The organism is Kitasatospora sp. NPDC058218, from assembly GCF_042882445.1.
Lineage (GTDB): Bacteria > Actinomycetota > Actinomycetes > Streptomycetales > Streptomycetaceae > Kitasatospora.
In genome coordinates this window covers 184,170-209,146 of sequence record NZ_JBHVWC010000005.1, presented here as the reverse complement: position 1 = coordinate 209,146, position 24,977 = coordinate 184,170, and the positions used below count along the sequence as shown (strand labels likewise).

Here is a 24,977-nt window from a genome sequence, read left to right as displayed (position 1 = left end):
GTCCGCTCAGCCGGCCGCCGGGTGGCTGCAGCGGAACAGCGGGTCGCGGGTGTCGAAGGGGACGTCCTCGCGGGCGGCCTCGACGGCGGCGTCCGAGCGCGGCAGGTCGAACGGCAGGACGCCGCTCATCGGGGTGCGGCCGAGCACGGCGTCCAGGACGAGGTCGTCGGTGGCGCCGAACTCGCCGATGAGCAGGGCGGCGTGGGGAGCGAGCGGGGTCAGCACGGCGGGGCGGTCGAGGTGCACCACGAAGGCGGTGGGCGCGGCGGCCGCCAGGGCGCGCAGCCGCGCGACCTCCTCGGGCGGGTACTCCAGCGAGCCGCTGTGGAAGAACCGCTCCAGGAACCCGTCGCGGGTCTCGTGGGGCGCGGCGATCCGGACGACGACGAGGTCGGCGTCCTCCGGCCGCTCGACGACGGTGCCGTACCGGGCGGCGACGGCCGGGTCGACGCCCTCGACGTGGAGCCGGGTACCGGTCCGCGGCGCTCCGGCGATGTGCACCAGGGAGCGTGCCTGGACCCGGCGGCCGAGCTCGCGTCCGGCCGGGGCGCCGACCAGTTCGGCGGCGGCGTCCGGGTCGACGTAGGGGTCGTCGAACAGGCCGAGGCGGAACTTGTCGCGCAGGAGCCGGCGGACGGACTCGTCGAGCCGGGCCTCGCTCACCGCGCCGGAGCGCACGGTGGCCAGGATCAGTTCGGGGTCGGTCTCGCCGCCGAGCTGGTCGGCGCCGGCGTCCAGGGTGAGCACGACCTGCTCGGTGACCGACAGCTCCTCGACGCCCCAGTTCCGCGGCGGGAGGGTGACCAGCCCGGGGACGTCCATCCCGGTGATGGCGTTGAAGTCGGTGCAGACGACCCCGTCGAAGCCGTACCTGCCGCGCAGCAGGCCGGTGATGACGGCGTGGTTGAAGTTGGCGCCGACCTCGGCCGGCCCGGCGCCGGAGGGGATCGCGTAGGCGGGCATGATCTGCGCCGTGCCGGCCTCGAACGCGGCCTCGAAGGGGCGCAGGTGGTGCTCGAAGGCGCCACCGGGGTAGACCAGCCGGCGCCCGGCCGCGAAGTGCGAGTCCTCGCCCCGGAACTGCGGGCCGCCGCCGGGGAAGTGCTTGGTCATGCAGGCGACGCTGTCCGGGCCGATCCGCTCGCCCTGGAGGCCGCGGAGGTAGGCGGCGATCATGCGGCAGGCGCGGTCGGCGTCCTCGCCGAAGGTGCCGCTGATCCGGGGCCAGCGCGGCTCGGTCGCGAGGTCGGCCATCGGGTGGATGGCGAGCCGGATGCCGACGGCGCGCAGTTCACGGCCGATCAGCTCGGCGTACTCCCGGACCAGGCCCGGGTCGTCGGTGGCGGCGAGGCCGATCGGCTCGGGGCCGAGGCTGAAGCCGCCGCCGCCGCCGGCGGCGGTGAGCGGGTTGGCGGAGGTGCCGTGCCGCGGGTCCGAGGCGAGGGTGACCGGGATGCCGAGGCGCTCGGCGGCGGCGAGGTCCTGGACGTGGTTGTTCCAGAGCGCCATCGTGCGGGCGTCCGGGACGGCCATCATGGCGAAGGCGGTGAGGCCGTGTTCGGCGATGAGGTGGGCGCCGGTCGGGAAGGGGCCGGCCTGGCCGTCCGGACCGCCGGGAATCATTCGGCCGTGCAGCATCAGCGCGGCCTTCTCGGCGAGGGTCATCCGGCCGAGCAGGTCCTCGACGCGCTCCTCGACGGGCAGGCGCCGGTCCTCGTAGGGCTCCATGGTGCCGTTGTGGTTGAGGTCGCGGAACGGCGTGCCGTCGGTGTGGCGCAGCAGGGTCAGCATGCGACGGCCTCCGGGGCGGCCTTGGCGCGGAAGGCGTCGAGCGTGGCGGCGGTGACGCCGCAGGCGGCCAGGAAGGCGGCCGAGCCGCCGTGGCGGGTGCGGACCAGGCCGAGGAAGGCGGCCATCGCCTCGGCGGGGGCCCCCAGCAGCGGAGCCGGGACGGCGTCGCGGGCGGCGGTGTCGTTCAGGGAGATGCGGTGGCGGACGGCGAGGCCGGCCCAGATCTGCGGCAGCGCCTCGGCGGTGCGGGCGTAGTCGGCGACGATGTCCTCGGTCGGTACGCCGAGGACGTCGAGCAGCAGGGCGGTGAGCAGGCCGGTGCGGTCCTTGCCCGCGGCGCAGTGCAGCAGGACGCCGCCGGGCCGGGCGGCGGCCTCCACGGCGGCGGCGACGGCCCCGGGCGCCGACTCGGCCATCAGCAGGTAGAAGGCGCCGAGGTCGGCGGAGGTGGTCATGGTCCGCATGGCCTCGGCGAGGGCGCCGGTGACGGGGTCGATCCGGGCGGCGACGACGGTGACCCCGTCCGCCTCGGCGGCGGCCCAGTCGGCGGGGTCGCACTCGGCGGCGCCCCGCAGGTCCACGATCGTGCGGACGTCGGCGGTGCGCAGCTGCTCGACCGTGGCCTCGTCGGCGGCGGGGAAGGGCTGGGCGGAGCGGTAGAGCAGACCGGCGCGGATCCGCCGCCCGTCGGGGTCGGTGAGCCGGGCGGGGTCGCGGAAGTTGACCAGGGACATGCGGGGGCCTTTCGGAGGTGCGGAACAGCGAAGAACGGGGTTGGTGCGTAGGGGGATCGGGGGCCGGTCGGGGCATGCCGGGGCGGCCCGTCACCCGACGGGGCGGGTGGCGGGCGGACCGGTGCGGCCGCGGTCAGCGGGTGGGGCGCAGCACGTCCTGGAAGGCGTCGGCCCAGTCGGACAACGTGCCGCCGCTCTCGGAGCCGATCAGGACGTGGCGCCGGATCATGCCGGCCAGCATCGCGCCGAGGGCGAGCGGGCGCAGGTCGGTGTGCGGGTCGACGCCGAGGCGCTCGGCGGCGACGTCCGCGGCGCGCTGCCCGAGGGCGTCGACCAGGACGAGGGCGTAGTCGCGGACCGACTTGATCTCCAGGAACTCGCGGCGCAGCGCCCGGCGGCGGGTGGTGTGCTCGGCGGGCTCCTCCATCCGCCCGTCGGTCGCGGCGAGGGCGTGGTCGAACGCCTCCCAGAGGCTGAGGTCGGCGGGGGCGGCGGCGAGGGCGTCGAGGACGGTCTGCCCGTAGTCCCAGCCGAAGAGCAGGGCCTCCTTGGTGGCGTAGTAGCGGAAGAACGTGCGGTGGGCGACGTCGGCGCGGCGGCAGATCTGGTCGACCGTGGTGCGTTCGAAGCCCTGTTCCTCGAAGAGGTCCAGCGCGGCGGTGCGGATGGTCTCCCGGGTGCGCGCCTTCTTGCGGTCGCGCATGCCCAGCTCTGCCACGGTGTCCGTCTCCTGCGCCCGCATCGGTATGCCGCTCCTCGTCCGCCCGTCGCCGGGTGTCGTCGTCGGGACGGTGCCTCGCGCACCGCCGCCACCAGTACCGAATCACGCCCGACGTGACCCGCTCAAGGCGCGTGCCAACTCTTCGGCAGCTGGCCACGCGAAGTTTGCACAACTGCCTTTTGGCAGTACTGCCATGTCCGAAATGGTGTCGTCGTCGGCAGTCCCCCCGGCCGGCGCCCCACCCCCCGTGACCTGAGAAACCCGAGGAACCATGAAGCGGCACAAGCACGTTGTGGCATCGGCGGTCTGCGCACTGGCCGTCACCCTCACCGCCGGCGCCTGCTCGGCGTCCGATGACGCGGTGTCCGGCGACGGCTCCGCCAAGGCGGCGGCGAACGACGGCGCGGCGGTCGACGGCGGCACCCTGAAGATCGGCCTGGACCGCCCGTTCGCCAAGCTCGACCCGGCCGACGGCGTCCTCACCTCGATGCCGATGATGATCCTGGCCAACGCGCTGTTCGACCCGCTGATGGTCAACGGCGACAACGGCACCGTCCAGCCCCACCTGGCGAAGTCCTTCACCCCCAACGCCGACGCCACCGGCTGGACCCTCGACCTGCGCGAGGGCGTGGCCTTCAGCGACGGCAAGCCGCTCGACGGGCAGGCCGTGGTCGACCACGTGAACCGCCTCGCCAAGCCGGAGGCCAAGTGCTCCTGCGCCGCCGACGCCGCCACCATCGGCGCCATGGCGGTCAACTCCCCGACCTCCGTCACCTTCACCCTCAAGGCCCCCAACGCCGCCTTCCCCAGCCTGTTCACCCGCTCGCTCGGCTACGTCTCCGAGACGCCCGCCGGGGACGCCCCGGCCGTCGGCTCCGGCCCGTACACGGTGGAGAGCGTGCAACCCGGAGTCTCCGTCACCCTCGCCCGCAACCCCGGCTACTGGGGCGCCAAGGGGCACGCCGACAAGCTCGTCTACCGGGTGCTGCCCGACTCCGACAGCCGCTACCAGTCGCTGCGCTCCGGCGACGCCGACCTGATCTGGACGGAGACCCCGGCCCAGTACAAACAGGCCGGCGGCGACGGGCTGCGTGCCGCCACCGGCCCCGGCTCCACCTCCACCGTCCTGTTCAACACCAAGGCCGCCCCCTTCGACGACCCGAAGGTCCGCCGGGCCCTCCAGTACGCGATCGACCGCGAGTCCGTCGAGAAGGTCGTCTACCTCGGCCAGGGCAAGGTCTCCGACGGCCCGATCGGCTCCACATCCCCCTACCGGGGCACCGGCGCCGCGGCCTACCCCGCCCGCGACGTGGCCAAGGCCCGCGCACTGCTCGCGGAGGCCGGCCACCCGGACCTCTCCTTCGAGTACCTGGTCGACAACCGGCCCGAGGGCCAGCAGCGGGCCACCGTCCTCCAGCAGATGCTGGCCGAGGCGGGCGTGCGGATGACCGTCAAGCCGATGGACTCGGCGAGCCTGGCCACCGCGATGTTCCAGCGCAAGTTCCAGGTGATGGACTTCGTCACCAGCATGTTCGGTGACACCGACACCGCGCTGGCGAGCCTCTACCTGCCCGACTCCCCGTTCGACTTCACCGGCTGGAACAGCCCCGAGGCCGCCCGGGCGATCGGCGCCGGCCGGGCCTCGCTCGACCGGGCCCAGCGGGCCCGCTCCTACCAGGAGGCGGCGCAGGCCGTCGTCGCGGACGCCCCGATGCTCTTCCTCACCGAGAACCCGGTCGGCTTCCTCGCCACCACCCGGGTCGCCGGCCTGCCCGACGTGTCCAAGCGGACCGTCGTCAACGTCTCCCCGGCGGTCCTGTGGGTGAAGAAGTGACGACCGCCGCCGTCAAGGCCGCACCGCCCGGCGCCGCCCACCGCCCGGCCGCCCGTCTGTGGGGCGCCGCCGGGCCGGTCGGGCGGGCCGGCGCCGCCCTCCTCCTGGTCACCCTCGGCGCGCTCTGGCTGCCGCACGTGATGCCCGGCTCCCCGGCGCTCGCCGCACTCGGCCCCACCGCCACCCCCGAGCAGGTCACCGCCTACGAGGCCGGTCTCGGACTGGACGACAACGTGTTCACCGCCACCTGGCGCTGGCTCGGCGACGCCCTGCACGGCGACCTCGGCCACTCGCTGACCAGCGGCGCCGCCGTCACCTCCGAACTCGCCGACCGCATCCCCGTCACCCTCGAACTCTTCCTCGCCGGGCAGCTGGTGGCACTGTGCATCGCCCTGCCCGTCGCGCTGCTCTCGGCCTGGCGGCCGGGCGGCAAGCTGGACCGCGTCGCCACCGCCGGCGCCTTCGTCTGGCTCGCCGTGCCCGGGTTCGTGCTCGGCCTGCTGCTCATCTGGCTCGCCGCCGTCCAGCTGCGGATCCTGCCCGCCACCGGGTGGACGCCGTTCACCGAGGACCCGGTCGAGAACCTGCGCCACCTCGTCCTGCCCGCGCTCACCCTCGGCCTCACCGAGGCCGCCGTCTTCACCCGGACCCTGCGCGGCCAACTGCTGGACACCCTCGACCAGACGTACATCGCCGCCGCCCGCAGCCGCGGCATGGGCACCGGCCGGCTCCTGCTGCGGCGTGCGCTGCGCCCCTCCTCGCTCCCGCTGGTCACCCTGATCGGCATCGGCATCGGCACCTCCCTCGGCGGCTCCGTCCTGGTCGAGACGCTGTTCGCCGTCCCCGGCCTCGGCAGCTTCGCCGCCGGGGCCATCAACGCCCGCGACTTCCCCGTCATCCAGGCCGTCGTCGTGGTCAGCGCCACCGCCGTCGTCGCGGCCACGCTCGTGGTCGACCTGCTCTACCGCACGCTCGACCCGAGGATCGCCCATGACCACCGCTGAGACCGTCGAACCGGCCACGGCCGCAGCAGAGCAGGCCGCGGCCGCCCCCACCACCGGGCCCGCCCGGCGACGGCCCCCGGCCGCGGTGATCGCCGCCACCGCCTGGCTCGCCGCCGTCGCGCTCGGCGCCCTGCTGCTGCCCCTGCTGCCCGGCTTCGACCCGCTGCACGGGGACTTCGCCCACCCCTCCGCCCCGCCCGGCCCCGGCCACTGGCTCGGCACCGACGCCTCCGGCCGCGACCTCCTCCAGCGCACCGTCGCCGGCGCCCGCGCCTCCTTCGCCGTCGCCGCGCTGACCGTCTCCGTCGGCCTGCTCGGCGGGGGCGCGCTCGGCCTGGCCGCCGGCTGGTTCCGCGGCCCGGTCGACAAGGTCATCGGCTTCGTCACCGACCTGCTGATGTCCGTCCCCACGCTGATCCTGGTGATGATCGTGGTCTCGCTGCGCGGCCCGAGCCTGCCGGTGATCGGCGTGCTGATCGGCCTGTTCACCGTCCCCTCGTTCACCCGCGTGGTCCGGGCGGTCGTGCTGTCGCTCAGCGAGCGCGGCTTCGTCCAGGCCGCCCGGATGATCGGCACCGCGCCGCTGCGGATCCTGCGCCGCGAGGTCGTCCCGCACGTCGCGCCGATCGCCCTGACCTTCGCCTTCACCGCGACGACGGTGGCCATCGTCGCCGAGGGCTCGCTCAGCTTCCTCGGCTTCGGGCTGCGGCCGCCGGAGCCGTCCTGGGGCGGCATCATCGCCGAGGGCCGCACCACGCTCGGCAGCGCACCGTGGATCTCGCTCGCGCCGGCCGCGGTGCTCTGCCTGACCGTCCTCGCCCTCAACTACCTCGGCGAGCGGCTCCGTTCGAAGGGAACCACCGCATGACCACCCCCGTCCTGGACGTCCGCTCGCTCGACACCACGATCCACACCCCCGACGGCCGGGCGCTGCACATCCTGCACGACGTCAGCCTCACCATCGAGGCGGGGGAGTGCCTCGGCGTGGTCGGCGAGTCCGGCTCCGGCAAGTCCGTCCTCGCCCGCACCGTCCTCGGCGTGCACGCCCGCACCACCCGGGTCGAGTCCACCGGCACGGTGCTGCTGAACGGCGAGGACCTGCTCACCGCCACCTCCGCCCGCCGCGGCGAACTGCTCGGCACCGGCGTCGCCATGGTCCACCAGGACCCGATGACCTCCCTCAACCCGGTGGTCCGGATCGCCGACCAGGTCACCGAGTCGCTCACCAACCGGCGCCGGCTCGGCCGCCGGGCCCGCCGCGAGCTGGCCACCGAGCTGCTCGCCGCCGTCGACGTCCCCGACCCGGCCCGGCGCGCCCGCGCCTACCCGCACGAACTCTCCGGCGGCCTGCGCCAGCGCGTCGGCATCGCCGCCGCCCTCGCCGGACAGCCCGCGCTGCTGCTCGCCGACGAACCCACCACCGCCCTCGACGTCACCGTCCAGCGCACCGTCCTCGACCTGCTCGACCGCCACCGCGAGACCCGGGGCCTCGCCACCCTCCTGATCACCCACGACATCGGCCTGCTCTACGGGCGGGCCCGGCGGATCGCCGTCATGTACGGCGGCCGGATCGTCGAGACCGGCCCCACCGGGGAGGTCACCGAACGGCCCGCCCACCCGTACACCGCCGCGCTGCTGCGCTCGGTGCCACGCGTCACCGGACCGCTGCGCCGCACCCTGCCGGCCATCCCCGGCTCGCCGCCGGACCTCTCCCGGCCGGCCGCGGGCTGCCCGTTCGCCCCGCGCTGCGAGCTCGCCCGGGCGGTCTGCACCACGGCCGCGCCGCCCGTCCAGCCGGTCGGCCCCGGGCGGACGGCGGCCTGCCACTTCCCCCTCAGCACGATGGAGAACGCCGCATGAGCGCCGCCCCGACCGCCCCCGTCCTGCGGGCCGAGGGCCTCTCGGTGGTCCACCGCACCCGGTCCGGGCCACTGCACGCCGTCAGCGACGTCGCCCTGGAGCTCCGGGAGCGCCGCACCCTCGCCCTGGTCGGCGAGTCCGGCTCCGGCAAGAGCAGCATCGCCAAGGCCCTGCTGCGGCTGCCCCCGCCCACCGCCGGCACCGTCACCCTGGACGGCACCGACCTGGGCGCGCTCTCCCCGCGCGCGCTGCGGGCGCTGCGGCCCCGGATGCAGATGGTCTTCCAGGACCCGCTCTCCTCGCTCAACCCCCGCCGGACGGTCCGCGACCTCGTCGCCGAACCGCTCGACGCCCACCCCGACCCGGCGCGCGACCGGGCGGCCGTGGTCGAGCAGCAGCTGGCCGCGGTGGGCCTGCCGCCCGCGCTGTTCGGCGACCGCAGGCCGGCCCAGCTCTCCGGCGGCCAGGCCCAGCGCGTCGCCATCGCCCGCGCGCTCGCCGCCGAACCCCGCGTCCTCATCGCCGACGAGGCCGTCTCCGCGCTCGACGTCTCCGCCCAGGCGACCGTCCTCAATCTGCTGCGCCGGCTGACCGCGGAACGCGGCCTGGCGAGCCTGTTCATCTCGCACGACCTCGGCGTGGTGCGGGCGGTGAGCGACGACGTGGCCGTGCTCCAGCTCGGCCGGCTCTGCGAACAGGGCCCCACCGAGGAGGTCTTGGCCGCCCCCGCTCACCCCTACACCGCCGCCCTGCTCGCCGCCGTCCCCGAGCCCGGCCGCGCGCTCGGCGACACCGGTCTGCTCCCGGCCGATCCGCCCTCCCCGCTCGCCCCGCCGTCCGGCTGCCGGTTCCGCACCCGCTGCCCGCTGGCCGATGCCCGCTGCGCGGACGAGACACCCGCCCTGCGCGAGGTCGCGCCCGGCCGCACCGTCGCCTGCCACCGGCCGCTGCTGTCCTGAGGGGGCGGGGAGCGGTCCTCGTCCCGGACCGGGCCTGCCCGATGACGCCGGGGGACTTCGCCGCGGACGTCCGGTTCGTCGTCGACCGCGTCGAGGAGCTCGCCGCCGGGTGCAACCCCGACGCCGGGCGCCGGGCGCTGCCGGCCGGCCTGCTCGGCGCCCTCGACCCGCACCGCATCGGCGCGCTCGGCTGGTCGAAGGGCGGCACGGCGATCGCCCGCCTCATGATCGACGACCGCCGGGTCGTCTCCTGCGGGGCCCCGCGGGTACCGACGTCGACGGGGTGAGACCTGCGGGCGGCGGCGGGTGGGGCCGCCCGCCGCCCGCAGGTCTCACACCAGGTCGCTGCCGACGTTGCGCATCATCCGCCGCAGGACCCGCAGGGTGGTCGCGTAGTCGGCGTCGTCGACGCCCTCGTGGATCAGGTCGCGCCAGGCGGGCGCGTGGGTCTTGAGGGCGGCGCGGGCCGCGTCGCCGCTCTCGGTGATCCACAGCCGCCCGACGCCGTCCTGGGTGACCCAGCCCAGTTCCAGCAACGCCTCGGCTTCACCGGCCGGATCGTCCTCCGGGCGCAGGTAGGACTTCATGGCCTCGGCCAGCTCGGGCACGGTCATGCCGTGCCCGTCCGGCGAGATGTCGTGCTTCGACAGGTGCCGGAGCATCCAGTACTGGGGCTGGGTGAAGCCGAGTTCGGCCTGCCGGCGCCGGATGAACCCGATGATCTCCTGGTAGGCGACGCCGGTCCAGTACGCGACGGGCTGGGCGGCCAGCTCCTCCTGCGAGTACTCCTTGATCTCCACGGCGGTGAGCTCCTTCACGAGGGTCGAGGGTGTCCGGTCGGTGGGCCGGACCTGTTCCGGTACTGCGGTTCGCCACCGCCGGGCGTGCGCCGTCGGGCGCTTCGCCCCGATGGGCGGCAGATCCTGACGATCCGTCAAGAAGTAGACGCTCACGCCGTGGTCCGGCGGGCGCTCCAGAGCGTCAGGGCGGTCAGCAGGGCGATCCCGGCGCCGGTCCAGAGCACGGCGTCGAGGGTGGCCGCGTTGACGACGAGGCCGCCGAGCAGGGCGCCGAGCGCGATCGCCAGGTTGAACACGGAGGTGTTGAGGGCGGTGGCGGCCTCGGTCTCGCCGGGGGCCGACCGCAGGATCCAGGTCTGGACGCTGACCGGGACGCCGCCGAAGGCCAGCCCCCAGCCGATCAGCAGCACCGTCCCGCCGACGGGGCCGGTGCCGACGAGCGGGAAGAGCGCCAGCACCGTCATGAGCAGCAGGGCGATGCCGATGACGACGGTGCGGATGTCCCGCCCGGCACTCGCCCCCGCAAGGAAGTTGCCGACGATGCCGGCGACCCCGAAGGCGAGCAGGAGCGGTCCGACCATGCCCGCGCCGATGCCGGCGACGTCCTGCAGGACGGGGCTGACGAAGGTGAAGGCCGCGAAGTGGCCGCCCACGAGCAGGAAGGTCGTCAGGACGCCGGTCCGGACGGCCCGGTTGCGGAACTGCGCGGCGAGCGTGCCCAGACGGACGGGTTCGGCGGCCGGCAGGGCCGGCAGCAGGGCGAACAGGGCGACCACGACCAGGAGGCCCAGCCCGCCGACGGCGGCGAAGGCCGTCCGCCAGCTGCTGAACTCGCCGATCAGCGTTCCGGCCGGCACCCCCAGGACGTTGGCGGCGGTGGCGCCGCCGAAGGTGATGGCGGTGGCCCGGCCGACGTGGGCGTCGGGCACCAGGCGTACCGCGATGCCGGCGGCGAGCGCCCAGAACCCGCCGATGCCGATCCCGACGAGGAAGCGCGCGGTGAGCAGCACGGCGAAGTTCGGGGCCAGGACTGCCAGCAGGTTGGCCGCGGCCATCAGGGCCAGCAGGCCGATCAGAACGGTGCGGCGGTCCCGGCGCCCGATCGCCACGGGCAGTAGCGGCGCGGCGGCGGACGCGACCAGGCCCGGCACGGTCACCATCAGACCGGCCGTCCCCTCGGAGACGTCGAACGCGCCCCCGATGGGGGTGAGCAGCCCCATCGGCAGCTGCTCGGCGGTCACCATGGAGAACGTGCCGACGGCGACGGCCACCAGGGCCAGCCATCGGCGCAGTGGTACGGGGTCGGGGCCGGGTGGTGGTGGGGCGAAGGTGCTCGGCCGGACGGGCTCGACGGTCGTCATGGGTCACGGTCCTCGGGTGGTGGCGGGCAGGCGGGCAGGCGGGCTCGGCCGGCCGGCCGTCGGCCGCCGGTGGAAGGGGGCGGAGGTGCGGGCCCGGTGGGCTCAGGCCAGCACCGGGGTGGTCTGTGCGCTGCTGATCAGCCAGATCGGCCCGGGCGTCGCGTCGCCCGCCCCGGCAGGGGCGCCGTCCTCCTCGGTGTCCGACCGCCGGACGACGACGTAGGTCAGTCGCCCGGTCCGGGCGGGCAGCCGGCTGTCGGAACCGTCGCGCAGTTCCGCGTCCCGGTTGTCGAAGACGTGCTTCACGCACGCCACGATCGCGACGTCGGCGCCGAGGAAGCGGATGCCGTGGATCTCGGTCCTGGTGGCCACGCTCGCCAGGGGCGAGGCCAGGGCCTGCGCCATCACCCGGGCCAGCGTCGCCCGGTCGCCGACGTACCGGCCGCCGAAGTTGACGACGCTCGCGTCGGGGGTGTGGAGCGGGATGAAGCGCTCGGGGTCGCTCTGGTGCTCCTCGGCCAGTTCGACGAGTCGCCGGATGGCTGCGAGGTCGTGCTCCCGCCGGAGATCGTTCAACGGAGTGGGTCCTGTTCTGTGGTCGGGTGGTTCGAGTCGTGACGCGTCGGCGTTCGCTTCAGGTCGGAGCCTGGGCCGGGGTTGGGGTTGGAACCGGGGTTGGAGCCGGAGCCGGAACCGGGGTCCCGGGGCCCCACCGGTCGAGCGCGGCGTACGCGGGCCGCCACCGCTCCCGGTAGGCCCGCCGGACCGGTGCGGGCAGCGGCGCCAGCACTGCCGTGGCCGTCCGCTCGTCGGCGCCGTCCAGGAGCCAGGGCAGCAGCCGGTCGGCGTCCGCCGCGATCCGCCGGGCGTGCACCTGTTGGAACCGCTCCCACTGCTGCGCCGTCACCACGGCCTGGACCAGCGGGAACGTGCTCTCCTCCTCATGGCGGAGGTGTCCGCCGACACCCGTGACCAGCGCGTCGACGAGGTCACCGAGCAGGACCGGATCGGTGCTCGGCTCGGCGAGCGCCTCGTCGACGGCACCGATCAGCGAGCCGATCGCGGTGTGCTCGGCCTCCATCGCCTCCAGTAACGCCAGGTCGTAGGGCCGGCCGGCCAGGGCGTGGCGCAGCACGGGCCAGAGTGCCGCGTCCTCGGCGCCGTGGTGCACGCGCAGGGCCCGCCGGAGGAGCTTCCAGCCGGCCGCGCCGCGCAGGACGCCCCGGAGGGTGCCGTCGCCGCGGGTGGCGACCGCGGCGAGCTGCCGCAACTCCCGGCGCAGCGCGTCGTGCACGAGGTACGTCGTTTCCATCGGGAGTCGGTCGCTCAAGGTCGTCGATCTCCTGGTGCCGGGCGCCGGTCAGGTACCGGGCGGGGTCGGGCGGCCGCGCGGCGGTGCGGTCGCGCCCGGGGCAGGGTGGTTCATGGGTGTCCGCATTGATCGGTTCCTTCGAAGAGTTGGCGGATCCCGTCGTCCGCCCACCGCCGCGCTCAACTGATCTTCTGTGCGAGCGGGTTGGGCACCTGTCGAGGGGTCCGTCGGGGCGTCCTCCGGGTACCTCCACCTTCCACCCGTGCTGCTTCGCGATCAACGTAGACTTTGCGATCTGATCGATAACCAGGGGGTTATTGCGGGGGAGGGGCGCCATGGAACTGCGGGACATCGAGATCTTCCTGGCCCTCGCCGAGGAACTGCACTTCGGCCGCACCGCCGAACGGCTGCACATCTCCCAGGCGCGCGTCAGCCAGGCGATCAAGAAGCAGGAACGGCGGATCGGCGCCGCCCTGTTCGACCGCACCAGCCGCAGCGTGACCCTCACCCCGGTGGGCGAGGTCCTGCGGGTGGAGCTCCAGCAGGCCTACGACCTGATCCACGGCGGTCTGGCCCGGGCGACCGAGGCCGCGCTGGGCGTGCGGGGCACGCTGCGGCTGGGCGTCATGGGCGTACTGGGCAGCGAGATGCGGCCCCTGATCGACACGTTCCGGGCCCGCCACCCCGACTGTGACGTCGACGTCGTGGAGATCCACTTCAGCGACCCCTTCGCCCTGCTGCGCACCGGCGGGACGGACGTGCAGCTGCTCTGGCGGCCCGTGCACGAACCGGACCTCAGTGTCGGCCCCACCGTGCTGACCGAGGGCCGCGTCCTCGCGGTCGCGACGGGCTCCGAGCTGGCCGGCCGGGAGTCCGTGTCGATGGAGGACCTCGCCGACCGGACCGTCCTCGACCCGGGCCCGCTGGTCCCGGACTACTGGTTCGAGGCCATGGTCCCCAAGGTCACCGAGAGCGGACGCCCCGTCCCGCGCGGGCAGGTGGCGCGGACCTTCCACGAACTCCTCGCCCTGCTGGCCGCCGGGCAGCTGATCTGCCCGCTCAACGCCCACGTCCGCCGCTACTACACACCGCCCGGCATCACGTTCCTGCCGATCCACGACGCGCCCGTCACCCAGTGGGCGCTGGTCTGGCCCACCGCGGCCGAGAACGCCCGGCTCCGCGCCTTCGTCCAGACCGCCACCGACGTCGGCCCCCGTCCGGTCAGCGACCGCATCGGCTGAGGCGCGCACCTGGCGAGCGGTCACCCCCCTGACTGGGGCGAACCCGGCGCCCCGGGCCCGGGCGGCGGCGCGGCCCCGCGTCAGGCCCCGTCGCGGCGCCCGACGAGGTCGGCGAAGTACTGGCGGTCCCGCAGGGTCGGGGGCAGCGGGTAGCCGAGCAGGACGTGCAGATTGCACGCGGCGAGGGTGTAGGCGTGGAAGAGCAGGTCCGTGGTCGTGTCGGCGCCCAGCTTGCGCAGCACCGTGCTGGTGCCGCTGCTGCGGCGCGCCCGCTCCTGCCAGGCGGCCCGGTGCTGCGCGTCGTCGCCGAGCGCGTCGAGGACCTCCTTGGCGCGGGTGGCGCGGTCCGGCCACCGCTCCCCGGCACCGGCGTACGCGTCGGCCACCCGGTAGGGGGACTGCGCGATGTGGACCAGCGCGCTCACCGGGGCGCCGGCCGGTGCGGGGCGTTCCGACCACCGCACCAGGGTGTTGCGCCGATGGCTGGTGGTGACGTCGTACATCACGCTCTTGATGCGCAGCAGCGAGGCGAGTTCGCCGACCGGCGGGAGCCGGGACGGGGGCAGCGGGCGCCAGGTCATTCCGGCCGAGGCGTTGACCACGACGATCTCGTCGACCTCGTACTGCGCGGGCGGCCGGTCGGCGCGCCGGGCCCGGTCCGCCAGCGCGGTCAGCCACTGGTCGGCCATGTTGTCGTAGACCCCGCCGTCCGTGAGCACCAGTTCGGTGGCGGTGGACGCGGGATCGGCGCCGTCCCGGGTGGCGGTGGACACCCGTCCGATGGGCAGGCGTCCGGTGGGCAGGCGTCGGACGGCGAAGGCGCCCGGCAGGCAGGCCGAGACCTGCACCGCGGTGGACAGCGGAAGGTCTCCCGGGGCGCCGGTGCCGAACCGGTACCCGTAGGTGAAGGCGGGCGAGAGGTAGAAGTGGTCGCCGCTCTGCAGCTCGGTGGCGCAGAAGACGTGGTCGACCGGGCGCCGCACGTCGCGCAGCGGCGTGGCGACGCCGCCCCGGTTGAACAACTCACGGGCCAGCGCCTTGTCCACCACGATGCTGCGCCGTTCGAAGACCAGCAGCGCACCGGCGCAGAGCAGCAGACCCGCCACCAGCAGGGCGCCGGACAGGAGCCGGATCCCGTCGACCGCGGTGGCGGCCACCCCGGCGAGCGTGACCGCGACGGCCAGGCCGGTGAGCGCGAACAGCGAGCGGACGTACGCATTGGTGGACGGGCCCCAGAAGAACAGCCCGGTGTGGGCGCAGTGGCGGATCAGCGGGCGGACGCGATCGGCGAACTCCGGTCCGGTGCCGTCGCGGTAGTCGGTCTCGTGGGCGACCACGCCGTTCGCGACCGAGCCGCCGGACACCGAGGAGATCGCCACCACCTCGCGGTTGCGGCCGGTGTCGGCCAGGTAGATCAGGGCTCCGATGCCCCACATGGTGGCGCGGTAGCCACCGCCGGAGAGTGCCACACCGATCTTCGCCATGGTCAGACCTCCACGGTCGTGCCCGCTTCGGGGCGTGCCGGGTAGACGGCGGTGTAGCCGAGCGTCCGCTGTTGCCCGGGGTCGGCCCACGGCTCCGTCGTGTCGCTGAGGTAGTTGAACACCAGCTCGGGCGGCCCGGCCGTGCGGTCCGCCGCGCCGATCATGCGCAGCACGGCCGCCTCGTCCGGGTGCTTGAACTTGTCGCCGTTCGTGGAGATCAGGAAGCGGCGGGTGGTGAGTCGCGCCAGCAGTTCGTCCGTCGTGTTGGCGGCGCTGCCGTGGTGGGGCACCTTGAGGGCGTCCACGGCCAGCCGGTCCGCACCGCGTTCGGTCAGGAGCCGGGCCAGGCCGCGCGCGAGGACGTCGCCGTGGCCGTCACCGGTGAGCAGGACGCGGTGCTCGCCGAGCTCCAGCAGGAACGCGATGCTCGACCCGTTCGGCACGGAGCCGTCCACCCGATCGCCGCCGAGGAGGTCGTCGGCGAGGCCGCGCAGGTCCCTGCGCCGGGCCAGCCGGTCCAGGGCCTCCTCGGGGCGTCCGGGGGTCACCCCGAGGCCCTTGAGGACCTTGGCCCATTCCCGCCGCAGGGCGGCCAGTTCGGGCCCGCCGGGGGACACCACGGTGGCGCGGGCACCGCCCGGAAGCTCGGCCGAGGGCAGGGCCCGCCGGTCCGCGACCCGGACGGCGGGCGCGTCCTGGCGGCCCGTGCGGAAGGCGGTGTTCCAGGCGAGGCGCTGGCTGCCGATCAGGGCCTGGAGCATCTCGCCCTGGTCCGCGCCGAGCAGATCGGCGTCCTGGGTGAGCTGCGGCCAGCCGTTGAACCAGACGTCGCCGATCGACAGCCCCAGTCGGGTGCGGTCCTGGAGGAGGCGTACGGCGCCCTCGATGTGGTCGGCGTCCACATGCGTCACGACCAGGACGTCCAGGCGCCGGTCCCGCTTCGGCAGCGACGCCACCCGGTCGAGGACGGCCCGGTAGGTGGTGCTCGGCCCGCCGTCGACGAGCATGCGGTGGACCTCGCCGCCGGGCCCGGGCCACTCGATCCACAGCGCGTCGCCGTGCGCGGCGGGCAACATCTCCACGGTGATCACGGTCCACCTCCGGCGGGGCGTTCGTCCGGGGGGCCTTCTCCCGTCGGGCCCGCTGCCGCAGGGCTCGCGACGAGCCAGCGGGCGTCGCCGAAGGCCACGATCGACATGGCGAGCGTGAACCCCAGGGCTAGCAGCCGGCGGCGGATGTCCCGGACCAGTTCGCCGATGCTCTTGCCGTCGCTCGCCCGGTCGGCGAGCATCGTCGCGGCGATGGTCGCCATGACGGCGGCCTGCCGGCCCAGCGTCGGCACGAGTGTCCCCACCACGACGGGGGCGCTCTCCTGGAGGAACTTCGCCGCGACGTTCTGCCAGCTGACGTCGGCCTCCGCCATGGTGCAGCCGAGGAGCATGACGATCGGGCCCGTGTCGCCGTCGCGCAGGTCGGACAGGATGTCCTGGCGGCCGATCAGGACGGACGGCAGCCTGCTCGGCCTGAGCCTGTTGCCGATCTCCAGCACGATGGTGTTTCCCTCGTCGCGTCCGTTGTGGGGGAGGGCCAACAGCAGGGGCGGGCCCTGGGTGCGGACCACCTTCCGCCACGCCCGCCAACTGGCGGCCGTGTGCAGTCCGTTCACCCCGAACGAGGCCTGGAGGGCTCGGGTCGTGGCCGTGCGGTCCGCCGCGCGGACCTTGTTGCTCGCCGCGAAGAGCACACTGTCGACCGGACGCAGCGGCCTGCCCTCGTCCGTCGCGTCCGGTTCGACGACCGTCCCCGCGAGCCTGGCCCGCTCCACCCGTCGCTCGATCTCCATGCGGATGCCCCAGAACCCGAGCGGGCAGACCGTCCGGCGGCCGGGCCCGGCCGCAGCGGCGGCGCGGCCGCAGGAGCACGTGCCGGTCGCGAGAGCCTTGCGCCAGTCGGCGCAGAGCCCGGCACCGTCCCGCGGATACCCGTAGTCGTAGACGAACTCCACCGGCCACAGCTCCGCCGCCTCCGCCGAGACCACCTGGAGGAACGTGACGTCCTTCAACGTGCCCAGGCCCAGCCTCACCAACTGGTCGAACAGGGTGCTGCCCTGCTGGGCGAGGCCGCGCAACAGGTCGTCCGGCGCGTGGTCGCCGGGCTCCTGGACATCGACGTCCCGGGCGAGGACGTCGCTGAGGTACTCCCGGATCCTGACCCTGAACTCGTCGAGGCCGTCGAGACGCACGGGCGTGCTCCGCCCTCCCAGGTGGATGTCGGCGCTCTCGCCGCTCTCGACGCGGATGACCGCCCGGCGGTCGCCGTCGCGCCGGGGCGGAGTACCGGGGGAGGTGATGAGGGAGCTGAACAGCTCGCCGTGGATGGCGATCTCCTGTCCGTCGACGGGCCGGTCCGCCGGCCCGACCGGGCCGACGAGCTCCAGCCGCTGCAACAGCCGGTTCTCGTGGTAGACCCGTGCGCCGCAGCGGATCTCCCGCTCGCCCGGCCCCACGGAGACCGGGAAGACGGCCTCGCTGGAGGCGCCCCGGTCCGGCAGGACGATCTTCCTGGGCGGATGGCGGCTCGCGGTGGTCCTGTCCTCGTAGAACTCGACCAGGAGTCGCGCTCCGGCTCCCCGGAAGGCGAGGCCCTCCTCGGGGAACTCCTCCATCAGCGCGTGCCACTCGGCGCTGCCCGGGCCGACCCGGACGTGGATGTCGTGGACGGCGCCGGGACGGAACGCCTGGCGTCGCTGCTCGCCGGTCGCCTGCACGGTGACGAGCGCCTGGAGGAAGCGGGCGCCGGGCCGGGCGCTCGCCGCGTGGGCCAGATAGTTATAGGCGTCCCGCACGGCACCGGCGTCGCCCAGCAAGTCGGGTGCGGGTGCGAGCGGGGGTGCGGGTTCCGGTTCCGGTGTCGACATTCTCGTGGGTGGGTCGAGAGCAGGCGCCCGCTCGTCCTCGGACCGGAGGGAGGCGGACACCGCACGGCGCTCGACCAGCTCGGTGTGGGCCACGGTCAGCCGGGAGCCCGCACGCGCCGCCGCCTCGTCCAGGGGGAGGCCGTCGGACAGCGCGCGGACGAACCGGTCGAGCCAGCCGGCGGCGTCGGTCCCGGAGAGGTCGGCGACGATCCAGCCGGAGGCGCCCAGAACGCGCACCGCCGTGTCGAGCCCGGCCAGTTCGCCACTCCCGGGAGGTCGCCGGACGCACCACAGCAGGCAGGTCGCGCGGAGACCGTCGGCGGCGAACTCCAGCGGGGCCAGTTCGTCCGGCTCGGACACCACCAGGAGGTCGCGGCCCTCGCCCCGTGCACCGGGGGTGTTCGTGTCGACGAGCGGTGCGATCCTCCGGTCGGACCGCAGCCCGTCGAGGAGCTGCCGGGCGTCGGCCGCCACGGCGCCGACCCGCAGGGGCCGGTGCCAGTGGGGATCCGGCTCCAGGGTCTGGTCCGCGACGAACAGCGACTCGACGGCGGGGCGCAGGGCCCCTAACCGCGCGACGAGCGCGAGCCGGTCGGTGGGCGGCACGTCGTGCAGGGCGAGCCGGACGGGGGCGGCGTCTTCGACGGCGTCGTGCCAGGCGAGGGCCAGTTCCTCCTGCAGCTCGACGTTCCCGACGACCCGGGCGCGGGCCTCGCGGGGGAGCCGCCACATCCACGGCCGCTCCTGCGGCAGCGCTTCGAGCGCACTCGTCGGGGCCGTGTCCTCCCGGTCCACCAGGCCCGCTGCCGCCAGGGCTTCCGGGGCGATGGAGAGGATGTGGTGCAGCTCAGTCATGGGGAGACCTCGTCACCGGCTCCGAAGGGAGACCACCCGCGACTCAGGTCGGTCTCCCGACCCTTCCACTCTGCCACAGGTCGGGAGGTCGGCGCGGGGTGCCGGCCGGGGGCAAGGACTGAGGCGTCAAACGTTGAACCGTCGAGCAGTTGACGCCGCTCGCCCGTCGCTCCGTACGGTCGCGTGTGGGCGGCGGCAGCCGTCCGTCAGCGCGGTGGCGTGCCCGGTGGAGAGTCCGGTGACGGAGGTCCTGCGGTGGCGAGGAACCGGGGCAGCGGGCCGTCGTAGCCGGGCAGGTGTTCGGCCGCCGCCGGCCAGAAGCCCGGGCCCGCGGCGGCGGCAGCCCGCCCGGCCAGTTCGGCGCACAGAGCGCCCCAGGTGTCGCGCCGGGATGCCTGCCGGGGCAGGTGGTACCCGTAGCGAAGGGCTTCCAGGGCGGGCCGGATCGCGGTCAGCAGCTCCCGGTCGTCGAGGACCCCGGAGCCGCGCACGCGGTCGATCAGCGCCGATCCGGTCGACGTGTCCGCGAGGTCGGCCAGCGCGGCCCGGGCGGTCGCGGGCCCGTGCCCGGCGAGCTGGACCAGCCGTTCACGGGGCAGGGAGCGGGCCAGCACGTCGGGGAACCCGGCACGGTCGGCGAGCACGCACAGGACCGGCTCGGGCAGCGGGGCCGGCGTGTGGGCGCGGACCAGCTCGGGCCACGGCGGGTGCCCGGCCTCCCCGCACGCGCGGTCCAGCACCGCCTGCGCCTCGACCGGGCCGAGGCACCGGCGCAGCCGGGCGACCACGTCGACAACGGGAGGCTCCGGCGGCCGGCGCCAGACCAGCAGACGCCGCAACTGCGCATCGGCGTGGGCGTGGTGGTCGATGGAGTGGTCCAGCCGGGCGTCCAGGCCGTGGAGCCAGGCGTGCGTCGCGGTCGCGCGCCCGTACGCGCCCAGGGCCCAGCGGGCGAACAGGGCCCGCGGCGGGACGCCCGCCTCGTGGAGCCGGTCGACGAAGGTCCGGGCGAAGTACTCCCGGGCCCGGAGCCGGCGCAGCGGGCGATCGGCCAGGTCGGACAGTTCGCCGTCGCCGTACCGGGCGACGACCGCGACCAGGACCTCCGGCGGCGCCTGCAGCAGAACCCGCAGGTCGGGCTGCCCGGCGGCCCCGGCCACCGCCGGGCGCCGCAGCCCACGGAGCAGTCCGCGCAGGCTGCCGCGGTGGCCGGGCAGCCGGGTCGCGGCGGTGAGCCAGGCGTCGGGATCGGCGCCGACCCCGGCCCGCAGCGCCGCGCCGACGGCTTCCCAGAAGGCCTGTATCTGCCGGTGGTGGTTGTGGTCGTAGCCGTCGACGGCCGCCACCAGCAGGTCCAGCCGGGGGGTCGCGCGCAGCAGGTCGGCCGCGTTCTCCCCGGTCAGCACATGGCGCAGCAGCGACGGCCGCAGCTCGCCGATCCGGGCGAGCCCCGGCCGCCAGGCCCACGGCGGCAGCTCCCGCCGCCGGGCCACCAGACGGTTCGCCACCCGGGGGTCCCACGGAGTGAGCAGCTCGGCGGTGAACGCGTCCGGGCAGTCCGGGCGCGCGATCAGCGCTCGCCGCTGGTGCCGTCCGAACGGCTCGCACCGGTGGGCGGCCGCGAGGGCGGGCCAGTCCACTCCGGCGCCGGCGGCGAGCGCCGCGTCGCACTCCAGCACCGAGCCGGCTTCGCGCAGCCGGGCGGTGGGGCTGCCACCGTCGGGACGGCCGCCGTCGGGGTGGTCGCCGTCGGGGCGGCGGCCCGTGCGGCGGCCGGGCCCCTCCGCCCGCGCGACCTCGGCGGCCACGTGGTCGGCGCCGCCCAGCTCGGCGATCGCGAGGCGGTGCACCTCCGGGGGCAGCAACGAGGCGATCCAGGCGAGCAGTTGCACAGCCTGTGCGGCCCGCCACCGCACGTACCTGTCGTCCCCCGACCCCACCGTCATCGCGCCCCTGTACGACCCTGTTCGACCAGGCCTGCGACAGCGGCCGTCTGCCTGCCGTGACCTGCCCCGAACCCGGGGCACGGGCCACTGTGACACAGCTTCCCGAGCCCGTGCCCCGGCCGGGGTGACGTTCACCGACCGGCACCGGTCACGACGGCGGCCCGCAAAGCCCACCGGGCCGCCGTGGTGCGCGAAAAGGCAGACCTCCCGGCCTTGCCGTATGGATGTCGTCAGGAGTCGCGAGACGGCGGATTCCAGGCTCTATCGTCCATCTCTGTCGAGACGAAAGATGTTTTCGACTTGAGAAGAAAGATGATTCCGATATGGAACCCCTGTCCCGCCTGAAACGCGCTCTCGCCTGCGGGATCGCCGCAGTCGCCGTGTTCTCCGGCCTGACCGTGCAGGCCCAGGCTGCGCCGAACGCTCCCGTGGACAAGACCTGCGGAACCCCGGCCGTGCCGGGGGGTGGCAACTGCATGAGCTCGCTGATCAGCGCCACCTTCGACGTGATCAAGCTCATGCACAATGCCGCCAACCTCAACAAGCTGGACAATGCGGAGTTCACCCAGAACACCGCGGCGAAGTTGAGCGAGAAGTTTCCGGGATTCAACGTCATGGTGTTCAAGACCGTGGGCACCGACCTCTATGACACCGAGTGGTTCACGAACGAGCACAAGGCCGACATGAAGGGGGTGTTGCTCGACACCACCTACAAGCTCAACCATTTCCTGGACAAGGAGAAGAAGGAACCATCCGGCTATGACAAGTTCCGGATCTGGGTCTTCCAGGGCGATTCGACGTTCCGCAACCGGGGCGACGGCGGCTACCTGAACTGGGCGTTCGTCGGCAATGACGGCGACTCCGTCAAGAAGGAGCCGTGGACCTGCCGGATGGGCACCGCGCGGCCCTACAAGTGCGACGGCGACGTGCGCACCATCCACTTCCCCGCACGGTCCGGCTACGGCACCAGGACCGGCAGCCTGACCCCCGACTCCAGTAGCCCCGGCTACCACGCCTGCCTGGATGTCAGCGGGAACGGCACCGCGAACGGCACCCCCGTGCAGATGTGGGAGTGCAACGGCGGCGACGCGCAGAAGTGGACCTACAACGGGTACAAGCTCCGGGCCGCCAACGGCAAGTGCCTCGACCTGGAGGCCAACAAGACCGGGAACGGGACCAAGCTCCAGGTCTGGGACTGCCTGGAGATCCCCGGTCAGCGCTGGAACATGTCGGCCAGCGGCGGTTTTCGGCACATGACGGACCAGGACGACCGGTCCAAGGACGTCTGCATCGACGACTTCAGCGGCCGGACCGCCAACGGCAGCACGGTGGCGGCCTGGGCCTGCGGATCCGAGAGCAACCGGGACGCGCCCAACCAGAACTGGGCCTGGGGCGGCACCCCGCCGACCACCACCCCGACCACGCCTGCCAACGGCGCCGACGTGTACCTGAAGCTCTCCAACGGGCTGGGCGCCGTCCCGGTCAGCGGCTCCGCCGGCGCGTCGGTCGTCCCCGGAATCCGGGGTGGCAACGAATCCAAGTGGAAGGTCGCCCCGGTGGGCGGCGGTCGCTACCGGATCACCAGCTCCTACGGGCTGGACCTCACCGAGAACAGCAACTACATGGCCGAACTCCAGCCGTGGAGCAACTCCTCCCAGCAGAAGTGGGAGCTCGTCGGAGTCGGCAACGGCAAGTACCAGATCCGGATCTCCGACGACGACTGCCTCGCCCACGACTCCGACTTCAAGCAGCTCGGCGTGTGGACGTGCAAGCAGGGCTGGCAGCAGGAGTGGGTCCTGGAGTCCCAGTCCGGCGGCGTGATCACCCCGGCCGAACCGGGCACGCCGACCGATCCGAAGGACCCGAAGCCCCCGACGGGCGGCGGCGCGAGCGTCCCGACCGAGCGGCCGCTGTTCCTGAAGCTCTCCAACGGCTTGGGCGCCTCGGCACCCACCGAGACCGCGAGCTGGGGCTCGCCCATCGTGGGCGGGATCCTGGGGTACAAGGGGTCCCGCTGGACCATCAAGCCGCTGGGCGGCGACCGTTACCGGATCGTCAACGACCTCGGCTACAACCTCACCGAGAACCCCGACAGCTACGTGGCCGAACAGCAGGCCTGGGGCAACACCTCCAACCAGAAGTGGCAGTTCGTCAGCCTGGGCAACGGCAAGTACCGGATCCAGATCTCCGACGACGACTGCCTCACCCACGACTCCGACTTCAAGCAGCTCGGCGTGTGGAGCTGCGAAGGCGGCTGGAAGCAGGAGTGGTCCTTCCAGCTCCTCTGATCGGCAACCCGCGGCAGCACCTGCCCGCACCCGAGGCCGAGGACGCCCGCGCCTCCGGCCGACCGTAGTCATGGCGAAGGGCGCCGGCCGCACGGCCGGCGCCCCTTCGCCGGGCCACGCCGTTGTGGACTCCACCAGGGGGCGGGCCGGCGTTCGGACCACCTCGTCGTGCGCAGAACCGTCGCCGCGGCGGGTGCGTCCGGAGAAGCATGAGTGTCCCTGCCGGTGCAAAGTCCGGGCGGGCCCCGGGGGTTCGGGGGCCCGCCGTCCTGCGGGGGGTGGCCGGGGTCGGGGTCGTGGCTCTGGGCCTGGCCGGTGGGTACGGTGCGGCCTTCCTGGTGGCATCGGCGCGGAGCTACTGCGATGCGGCCTGGGAGCCGCAGCACCGGTTCACGTTCTCGTTCGTCGAGTGGCCCGGTATGGAGCTGCTGTGCTTGGTCGCGGCGGTGGCGGTGTGGGCGGGCGCGAGGCGGCTGACCGCCGGGCTGTCCATCGCCTGGCGGGGGATCGTCCCGGCGGGTCTGGTACTGCTCGCGCTCGCGGTGGTGGCGGCAGGATGCTTCGCGCTGCTGGGCACGCCGAACGGGTACCACGGTGACTCGGGACTCTGCCCGACCGACAACGTGCCGCCCTGGTGGCCGTCCTGGCTACCCGCCTGAGCCGACCGCGCCCCCGCACCAGTCCACCGCTCGGACCTCCGTCAGGTGCAGCCCCGGCGGCTGTCGCAGCCGTGCACCAGGCCGCCCGGGGAGCGACTCGCCGGGAGTTCCGCGGATCGATGCCGAAAGGTTACATCCGGGGTGTGACACGTCGGACGGCATCGGCGCTGAGGGACATGAGACGGCCACGGCCCGTTCGATCGGACCGGCCCGCGTCTCATAGCTTCCACCCCTGACAGTGAACGGTGACCATGCACGCTTCTCTCACCACCCGCGCCGTTTTCACGGCAGCGGCTGCCGGCCTCCTGATCCTCCCGGTGGCGCCCTCGGCCTTCGCCACCGCCGGCACCTACACCGTCCCGGTCCACCAGGACCTTCCCGTCGCGGCTGCCGGCTTCGGTGAGCACGAGGCGAAGTGCGGGTCGATCGGCACCGACCAGGACGGCTGGCACTTCGTCCTCCCCGGCAACTCGACGGACTTCGTCAAGCTCACGGTCGCCTTCGACAACGGCGCACCGCAGGTGGTCACCGTGTTCGGACCGCCCACCACCAAGCACGCCTACGTCGGGTCGGCGCCCGGCGCCAAGCTGACCTCGGCCAGCGCGGAGGTCCAGGGCGGCGAGGTGAAGTGGTTCAACCTCTCGCACACCTGCCCGGCGGTGAGCACCTCCCCGAGCCCGAAGCCGTCCACGTCGGCGCCGTCAACCCCGACCACGCCGAGCGCCTCCATCTCGCCGAGCGCGTCCACCCCGCCTAGCGCCTCCGTCACGCCGAGCGGCACCATCTCGCCGAGCGCCATCTCGCCGAGCGCCACCGCGTCCGCGTCCATATCGGCGTCGGTCACCACCAAGGCCGCCTCCAGCCCCACCGCGACGCCCACCCCCTCGACCGGTTCGACGGTCGACGCGGCTGCCGGCGGTTCGCCCTCGCCCTCCGCCTCTGCGGCGGTGAGCGGTTCGGGCAGCCTGGCCTCGACCGGCGCGAACATCGGCCTGACGCTTCTCGCCGCCCTCGCGCTGGTCGGCGCGGGCACCGTCCTGGTCATGCGCCGCCGCAAGGCCGGCCAGCACTGACCCGACCTCCTTCGGGAGCCGGTTGGGGGGGGGCGGGGGGGCCAGCCCGGCGCCCACCCCGCCCCCCGCGCCGCACCCCACGCCGACCAGGGCCCCCAACACGCCGACGAAGCCCACGAGGAAAAAAAAAACGAAAAC

Annotated in this window: 21 protein-coding genes; 10 read left to right on the top strand and 11 right to left on the bottom strand. The window is 74.1% G+C overall.

Annotation, left to right across the window (positions count from 1 at the left end):
- Positions 1-6: 6 nt before the first annotated feature.
- The 3 genes from ACFVYI_RS05030 to ACFVYI_RS05020 all read right to left on the bottom strand — a co-directional run bounded on the left by ACFVYI_RS05030 (position 7) and on the right by ACFVYI_RS05020 (position 3,267).
- Positions 7-1,791, bottom strand: a complete 1,785-nt coding sequence (locus ACFVYI_RS05030) for a glycoside hydrolase family 3 protein (RefSeq protein ID WP_387881669.1) — start codon at positions 1,789-1,791, stop codon at positions 7-9.
- Positions 1,785-2,525, bottom strand: coding sequence for a tyrosine-protein phosphatase (locus ACFVYI_RS05025; RefSeq protein ID WP_387881667.1), 741 nt, complete (start codon positions 2,523-2,525; stop codon positions 1,785-1,787). The genes ACFVYI_RS05030 and ACFVYI_RS05025 overlap by 7 nt, the downstream gene beginning before the upstream one ends.
- A 133-nt stretch (positions 2,526-2,658) precedes the next feature.
- Complete coding sequence (locus tag ACFVYI_RS05020) at positions 2,659-3,267, bottom strand: TetR family transcriptional regulator (RefSeq protein WP_387881665.1); 609 nt, start codon at positions 3,265-3,267, stop codon at positions 2,659-2,661.
- A gap of 250 nt (positions 3,268-3,517) precedes the next feature.
- Between ACFVYI_RS05020 and ACFVYI_RS05015 the strand changes: the two genes are divergently transcribed.
- The 6 genes from ACFVYI_RS05015 to ACFVYI_RS04990 are packed head-to-tail and all read left to right on the top strand — an operon-like array spanning position 3,518 to position 9,190.
- Positions 3,518-5,080 carry an ABC transporter substrate-binding protein gene (locus ACFVYI_RS05015; protein ID WP_387881663.1) on the top strand — a complete coding sequence of 521 codons (1,563 nt, stop codon included), beginning with the start codon at positions 3,518-3,520 and terminating at the stop codon, positions 5,078-5,080.
- Positions 5,077-6,084, top strand: a complete 1,008-nt coding sequence (locus ACFVYI_RS05010; RefSeq protein ID WP_387881661.1) for an ABC transporter permease — start codon at positions 5,077-5,079, stop codon at positions 6,082-6,084. Before ACFVYI_RS05015 ends, ACFVYI_RS05010 begins: the two co-directional genes overlap by 4 nt.
- Positions 6,071-6,952, top strand: coding sequence for an ABC transporter permease (locus tag ACFVYI_RS05005; protein ID WP_387881659.1), 882 nt, complete (start codon positions 6,071-6,073; stop codon positions 6,950-6,952). The genes ACFVYI_RS05010 and ACFVYI_RS05005 overlap by 14 nt, the downstream gene beginning before the upstream one ends.
- A complete protein-coding gene (locus tag ACFVYI_RS05000) occupies positions 6,949-7,944 on the top strand; it encodes an ABC transporter ATP-binding protein (RefSeq protein ID WP_387881657.1) in 996 nt (331 codons plus the stop codon). Before ACFVYI_RS05005 ends, ACFVYI_RS05000 begins: the two co-directional genes overlap by 4 nt.
- The gene (locus ACFVYI_RS04995; protein WP_387881655.1) at positions 7,941-8,903 is read left to right on the top strand and encodes an oligopeptide/dipeptide ABC transporter ATP-binding protein; all 963 of its coding nucleotides are present in this window, start codon (positions 7,941-7,943) and stop codon (positions 8,901-8,903) included. Before ACFVYI_RS05000 ends, ACFVYI_RS04995 begins: the two co-directional genes overlap by 4 nt.
- Before the next feature lie 41 nt (positions 8,904-8,944).
- Entirely contained in the window at positions 8,945-9,190 is a 246-nt protein-coding gene (locus ACFVYI_RS04990) for a hypothetical protein (protein ID WP_387881653.1), read from the top strand.
- 45 nt (positions 9,191-9,235) lie between these two features.
- Here the strand turns inward: ACFVYI_RS04990 and ACFVYI_RS04985 are convergent, their stop codons facing one another.
- From ACFVYI_RS04985 to ACFVYI_RS04970, 4 genes are all read right to left on the bottom strand, one after another.
- A complete protein-coding gene (locus tag ACFVYI_RS04985; RefSeq protein ID WP_387881651.1) occupies positions 9,236-9,721 on the bottom strand; it encodes a MarR family winged helix-turn-helix transcriptional regulator in 486 nt (161 codons plus the stop codon).
- Positions 9,722-9,852: 131 nt separating this feature from the next.
- Positions 9,853-11,064 (bottom strand): MFS transporter, encoded by a 1,212-nt coding sequence (locus ACFVYI_RS04980; RefSeq protein ID WP_387881649.1) that lies wholly within the window; start codon positions 11,062-11,064, stop codon positions 9,853-9,855.
- Positions 11,065-11,166: 102 nt separating this feature from the next.
- Entirely contained in the window at positions 11,167-11,640 is a 474-nt protein-coding gene (locus ACFVYI_RS04975; protein WP_387881647.1) for a DUF4440 domain-containing protein, read from the bottom strand.
- Positions 11,641-11,698: 58 nt separating this feature from the next.
- Entirely contained in the window at positions 11,699-12,394 is a 696-nt protein-coding gene (locus ACFVYI_RS04970; RefSeq protein ID WP_387881646.1) for a hemerythrin domain-containing protein, read from the bottom strand.
- A 317-nt stretch (positions 12,395-12,711) separates the two neighbouring features.
- Here ACFVYI_RS04970 and ACFVYI_RS04965 point away from each other — a divergent pair, with 317 nt between their 5' ends.
- Complete coding sequence (locus ACFVYI_RS04965; RefSeq protein ID WP_387881644.1) at positions 12,712-13,617, top strand: LysR family transcriptional regulator; 906 nt, start codon at positions 12,712-12,714, stop codon at positions 13,615-13,617.
- Positions 13,618-13,697: 80 nt separating this feature from the next.
- On the opposite strand, the gene ACFVYI_RS04960 is transcribed toward ACFVYI_RS04965, so the two are convergent.
- The 4 genes from ACFVYI_RS04960 to ACFVYI_RS04945 form a co-directional block, all read right to left on the bottom strand.
- Positions 13,698-15,101, bottom strand: a complete 1,404-nt coding sequence (locus ACFVYI_RS04960) for a hypothetical protein (RefSeq protein WP_387881642.1) — start codon at positions 15,099-15,101, stop codon at positions 13,698-13,700.
- Between the two features lie 2 nt (positions 15,102-15,103).
- A complete protein-coding gene (locus tag ACFVYI_RS04955; protein ID WP_387881640.1) occupies positions 15,104-16,192 on the bottom strand; it encodes a ComEC/Rec2 family competence protein in 1,089 nt (362 codons plus the stop codon).
- Positions 16,189-18,873: a hypothetical protein gene (locus ACFVYI_RS04950; RefSeq protein WP_387881638.1), complete on the bottom strand. Its 2,685-nt coding sequence runs from the start codon at positions 18,871-18,873 to the stop codon at positions 16,189-16,191. Before ACFVYI_RS04950 ends, ACFVYI_RS04955 begins: the two co-directional genes overlap by 4 nt.
- A 206-nt stretch (positions 18,874-19,079) precedes the next feature.
- Entirely contained in the window at positions 19,080-20,819 is a 1,740-nt protein-coding gene (locus tag ACFVYI_RS04945; RefSeq protein WP_387881636.1) for a hypothetical protein, read from the bottom strand.
- Between the two features lie 323 nt (positions 20,820-21,142).
- On the opposite strand from ACFVYI_RS04945, the gene ACFVYI_RS04940 reads away from it, so the two are divergent.
- From ACFVYI_RS04940 to ACFVYI_RS04930, 3 genes are all read left to right on the top strand, one after another.
- Entirely contained in the window at positions 21,143-23,107 is a 1,965-nt protein-coding gene (locus tag ACFVYI_RS04940) for a ricin-type beta-trefoil lectin domain protein (RefSeq protein ID WP_387881634.1), read from the top strand.
- A gap of 296 nt (positions 23,108-23,403) precedes the next feature.
- Positions 23,404-23,766 carry a hypothetical protein gene (locus ACFVYI_RS04935; protein ID WP_387881632.1) on the top strand — a complete coding sequence of 121 codons (363 nt, stop codon included), beginning with the start codon at positions 23,404-23,406 and terminating at the stop codon, positions 23,764-23,766.
- Between the two features lie 251 nt (positions 23,767-24,017).
- On the top strand, positions 24,018-24,839 hold the full coding sequence (locus ACFVYI_RS04930) for an LPXTG cell wall anchor domain-containing protein (RefSeq protein WP_387881630.1): 822 nt from the start codon (positions 24,018-24,020) through the stop codon (positions 24,837-24,839).
- The last annotated feature ends 138 nt before the right edge of the window (positions 24,840-24,977 follow it).

Excerpts from the sequence above, each read along its gene's own strand:
- ACFVYI_RS04965 (WP_387881644.1), top strand. The coding sequence starts at position 12,712 with ATGGAACTGCGGGACATCGAGATCTTCCTGGCCCTCGCCGAGGAACTG.
- ACFVYI_RS04980 (WP_387881649.1), bottom strand. The coding sequence starts at position 11,064 with ATGACGACCGTCGAGCCCGTCCGGCCGAGCACCTTCGCCCCACCACCA.
- ACFVYI_RS04930 (WP_387881630.1), top strand. The coding sequence starts at position 24,018 with ATGCACGCTTCTCTCACCACCCGCGCCGTTTTCACGGCAGCGGCTGCC.
- ACFVYI_RS05020 (WP_387881665.1), bottom strand. The coding sequence starts at position 3,267 with ATGCGGGCGCAGGAGACGGACACCGTGGCAGAGCTGGGCATGCGCGAC.
- ACFVYI_RS04945 (WP_387881636.1), bottom strand. The coding sequence starts at position 20,819 with ATGACGGTGGGGTCGGGGGACGACAGGTACGTGCGGTGGCGGGCCGCA.
- ACFVYI_RS05000 (WP_387881657.1), top strand. The coding sequence starts at position 6,949 with ATGACCACCCCCGTCCTGGACGTCCGCTCGCTCGACACCACGATCCAC.
- ACFVYI_RS05025 (WP_387881667.1), bottom strand. The coding sequence starts at position 2,525 with ATGTCCCTGGTCAACTTCCGCGACCCCGCCCGGCTCACCGACCCCGAC.
- ACFVYI_RS04950 (WP_387881638.1), bottom strand. The coding sequence starts at position 18,873 with ATGACTGAGCTGCACCACATCCTCTCCATCGCCCCGGAAGCCCTGGCG.
- ACFVYI_RS05030 (WP_387881669.1), bottom strand. The coding sequence starts at position 1,791 with ATGCTGACCCTGCTGCGCCACACCGACGGCACGCCGTTCCGCGACCTC.
- ACFVYI_RS04990 (WP_387881653.1), top strand. The coding sequence starts at position 8,945 with ATGACGCCGGGGGACTTCGCCGCGGACGTCCGGTTCGTCGTCGACCGC.
- ACFVYI_RS05015 (WP_387881663.1), top strand. The coding sequence starts at position 3,518 with ATGAAGCGGCACAAGCACGTTGTGGCATCGGCGGTCTGCGCACTGGCC.
- ACFVYI_RS04940 (WP_387881634.1), top strand. The coding sequence starts at position 21,143 with ATGGAACCCCTGTCCCGCCTGAAACGCGCTCTCGCCTGCGGGATCGCC.
- ACFVYI_RS04995 (WP_387881655.1), top strand. The coding sequence starts at position 7,941 with ATGAGCGCCGCCCCGACCGCCCCCGTCCTGCGGGCCGAGGGCCTCTCG.
- ACFVYI_RS05005 (WP_387881659.1), top strand. The coding sequence starts at position 6,071 with ATGACCACCGCTGAGACCGTCGAACCGGCCACGGCCGCAGCAGAGCAG.
- ACFVYI_RS04960 (WP_387881642.1), bottom strand. The coding sequence starts at position 15,101 with ATGGCGAAGATCGGTGTGGCACTCTCCGGCGGTGGCTACCGCGCCACC.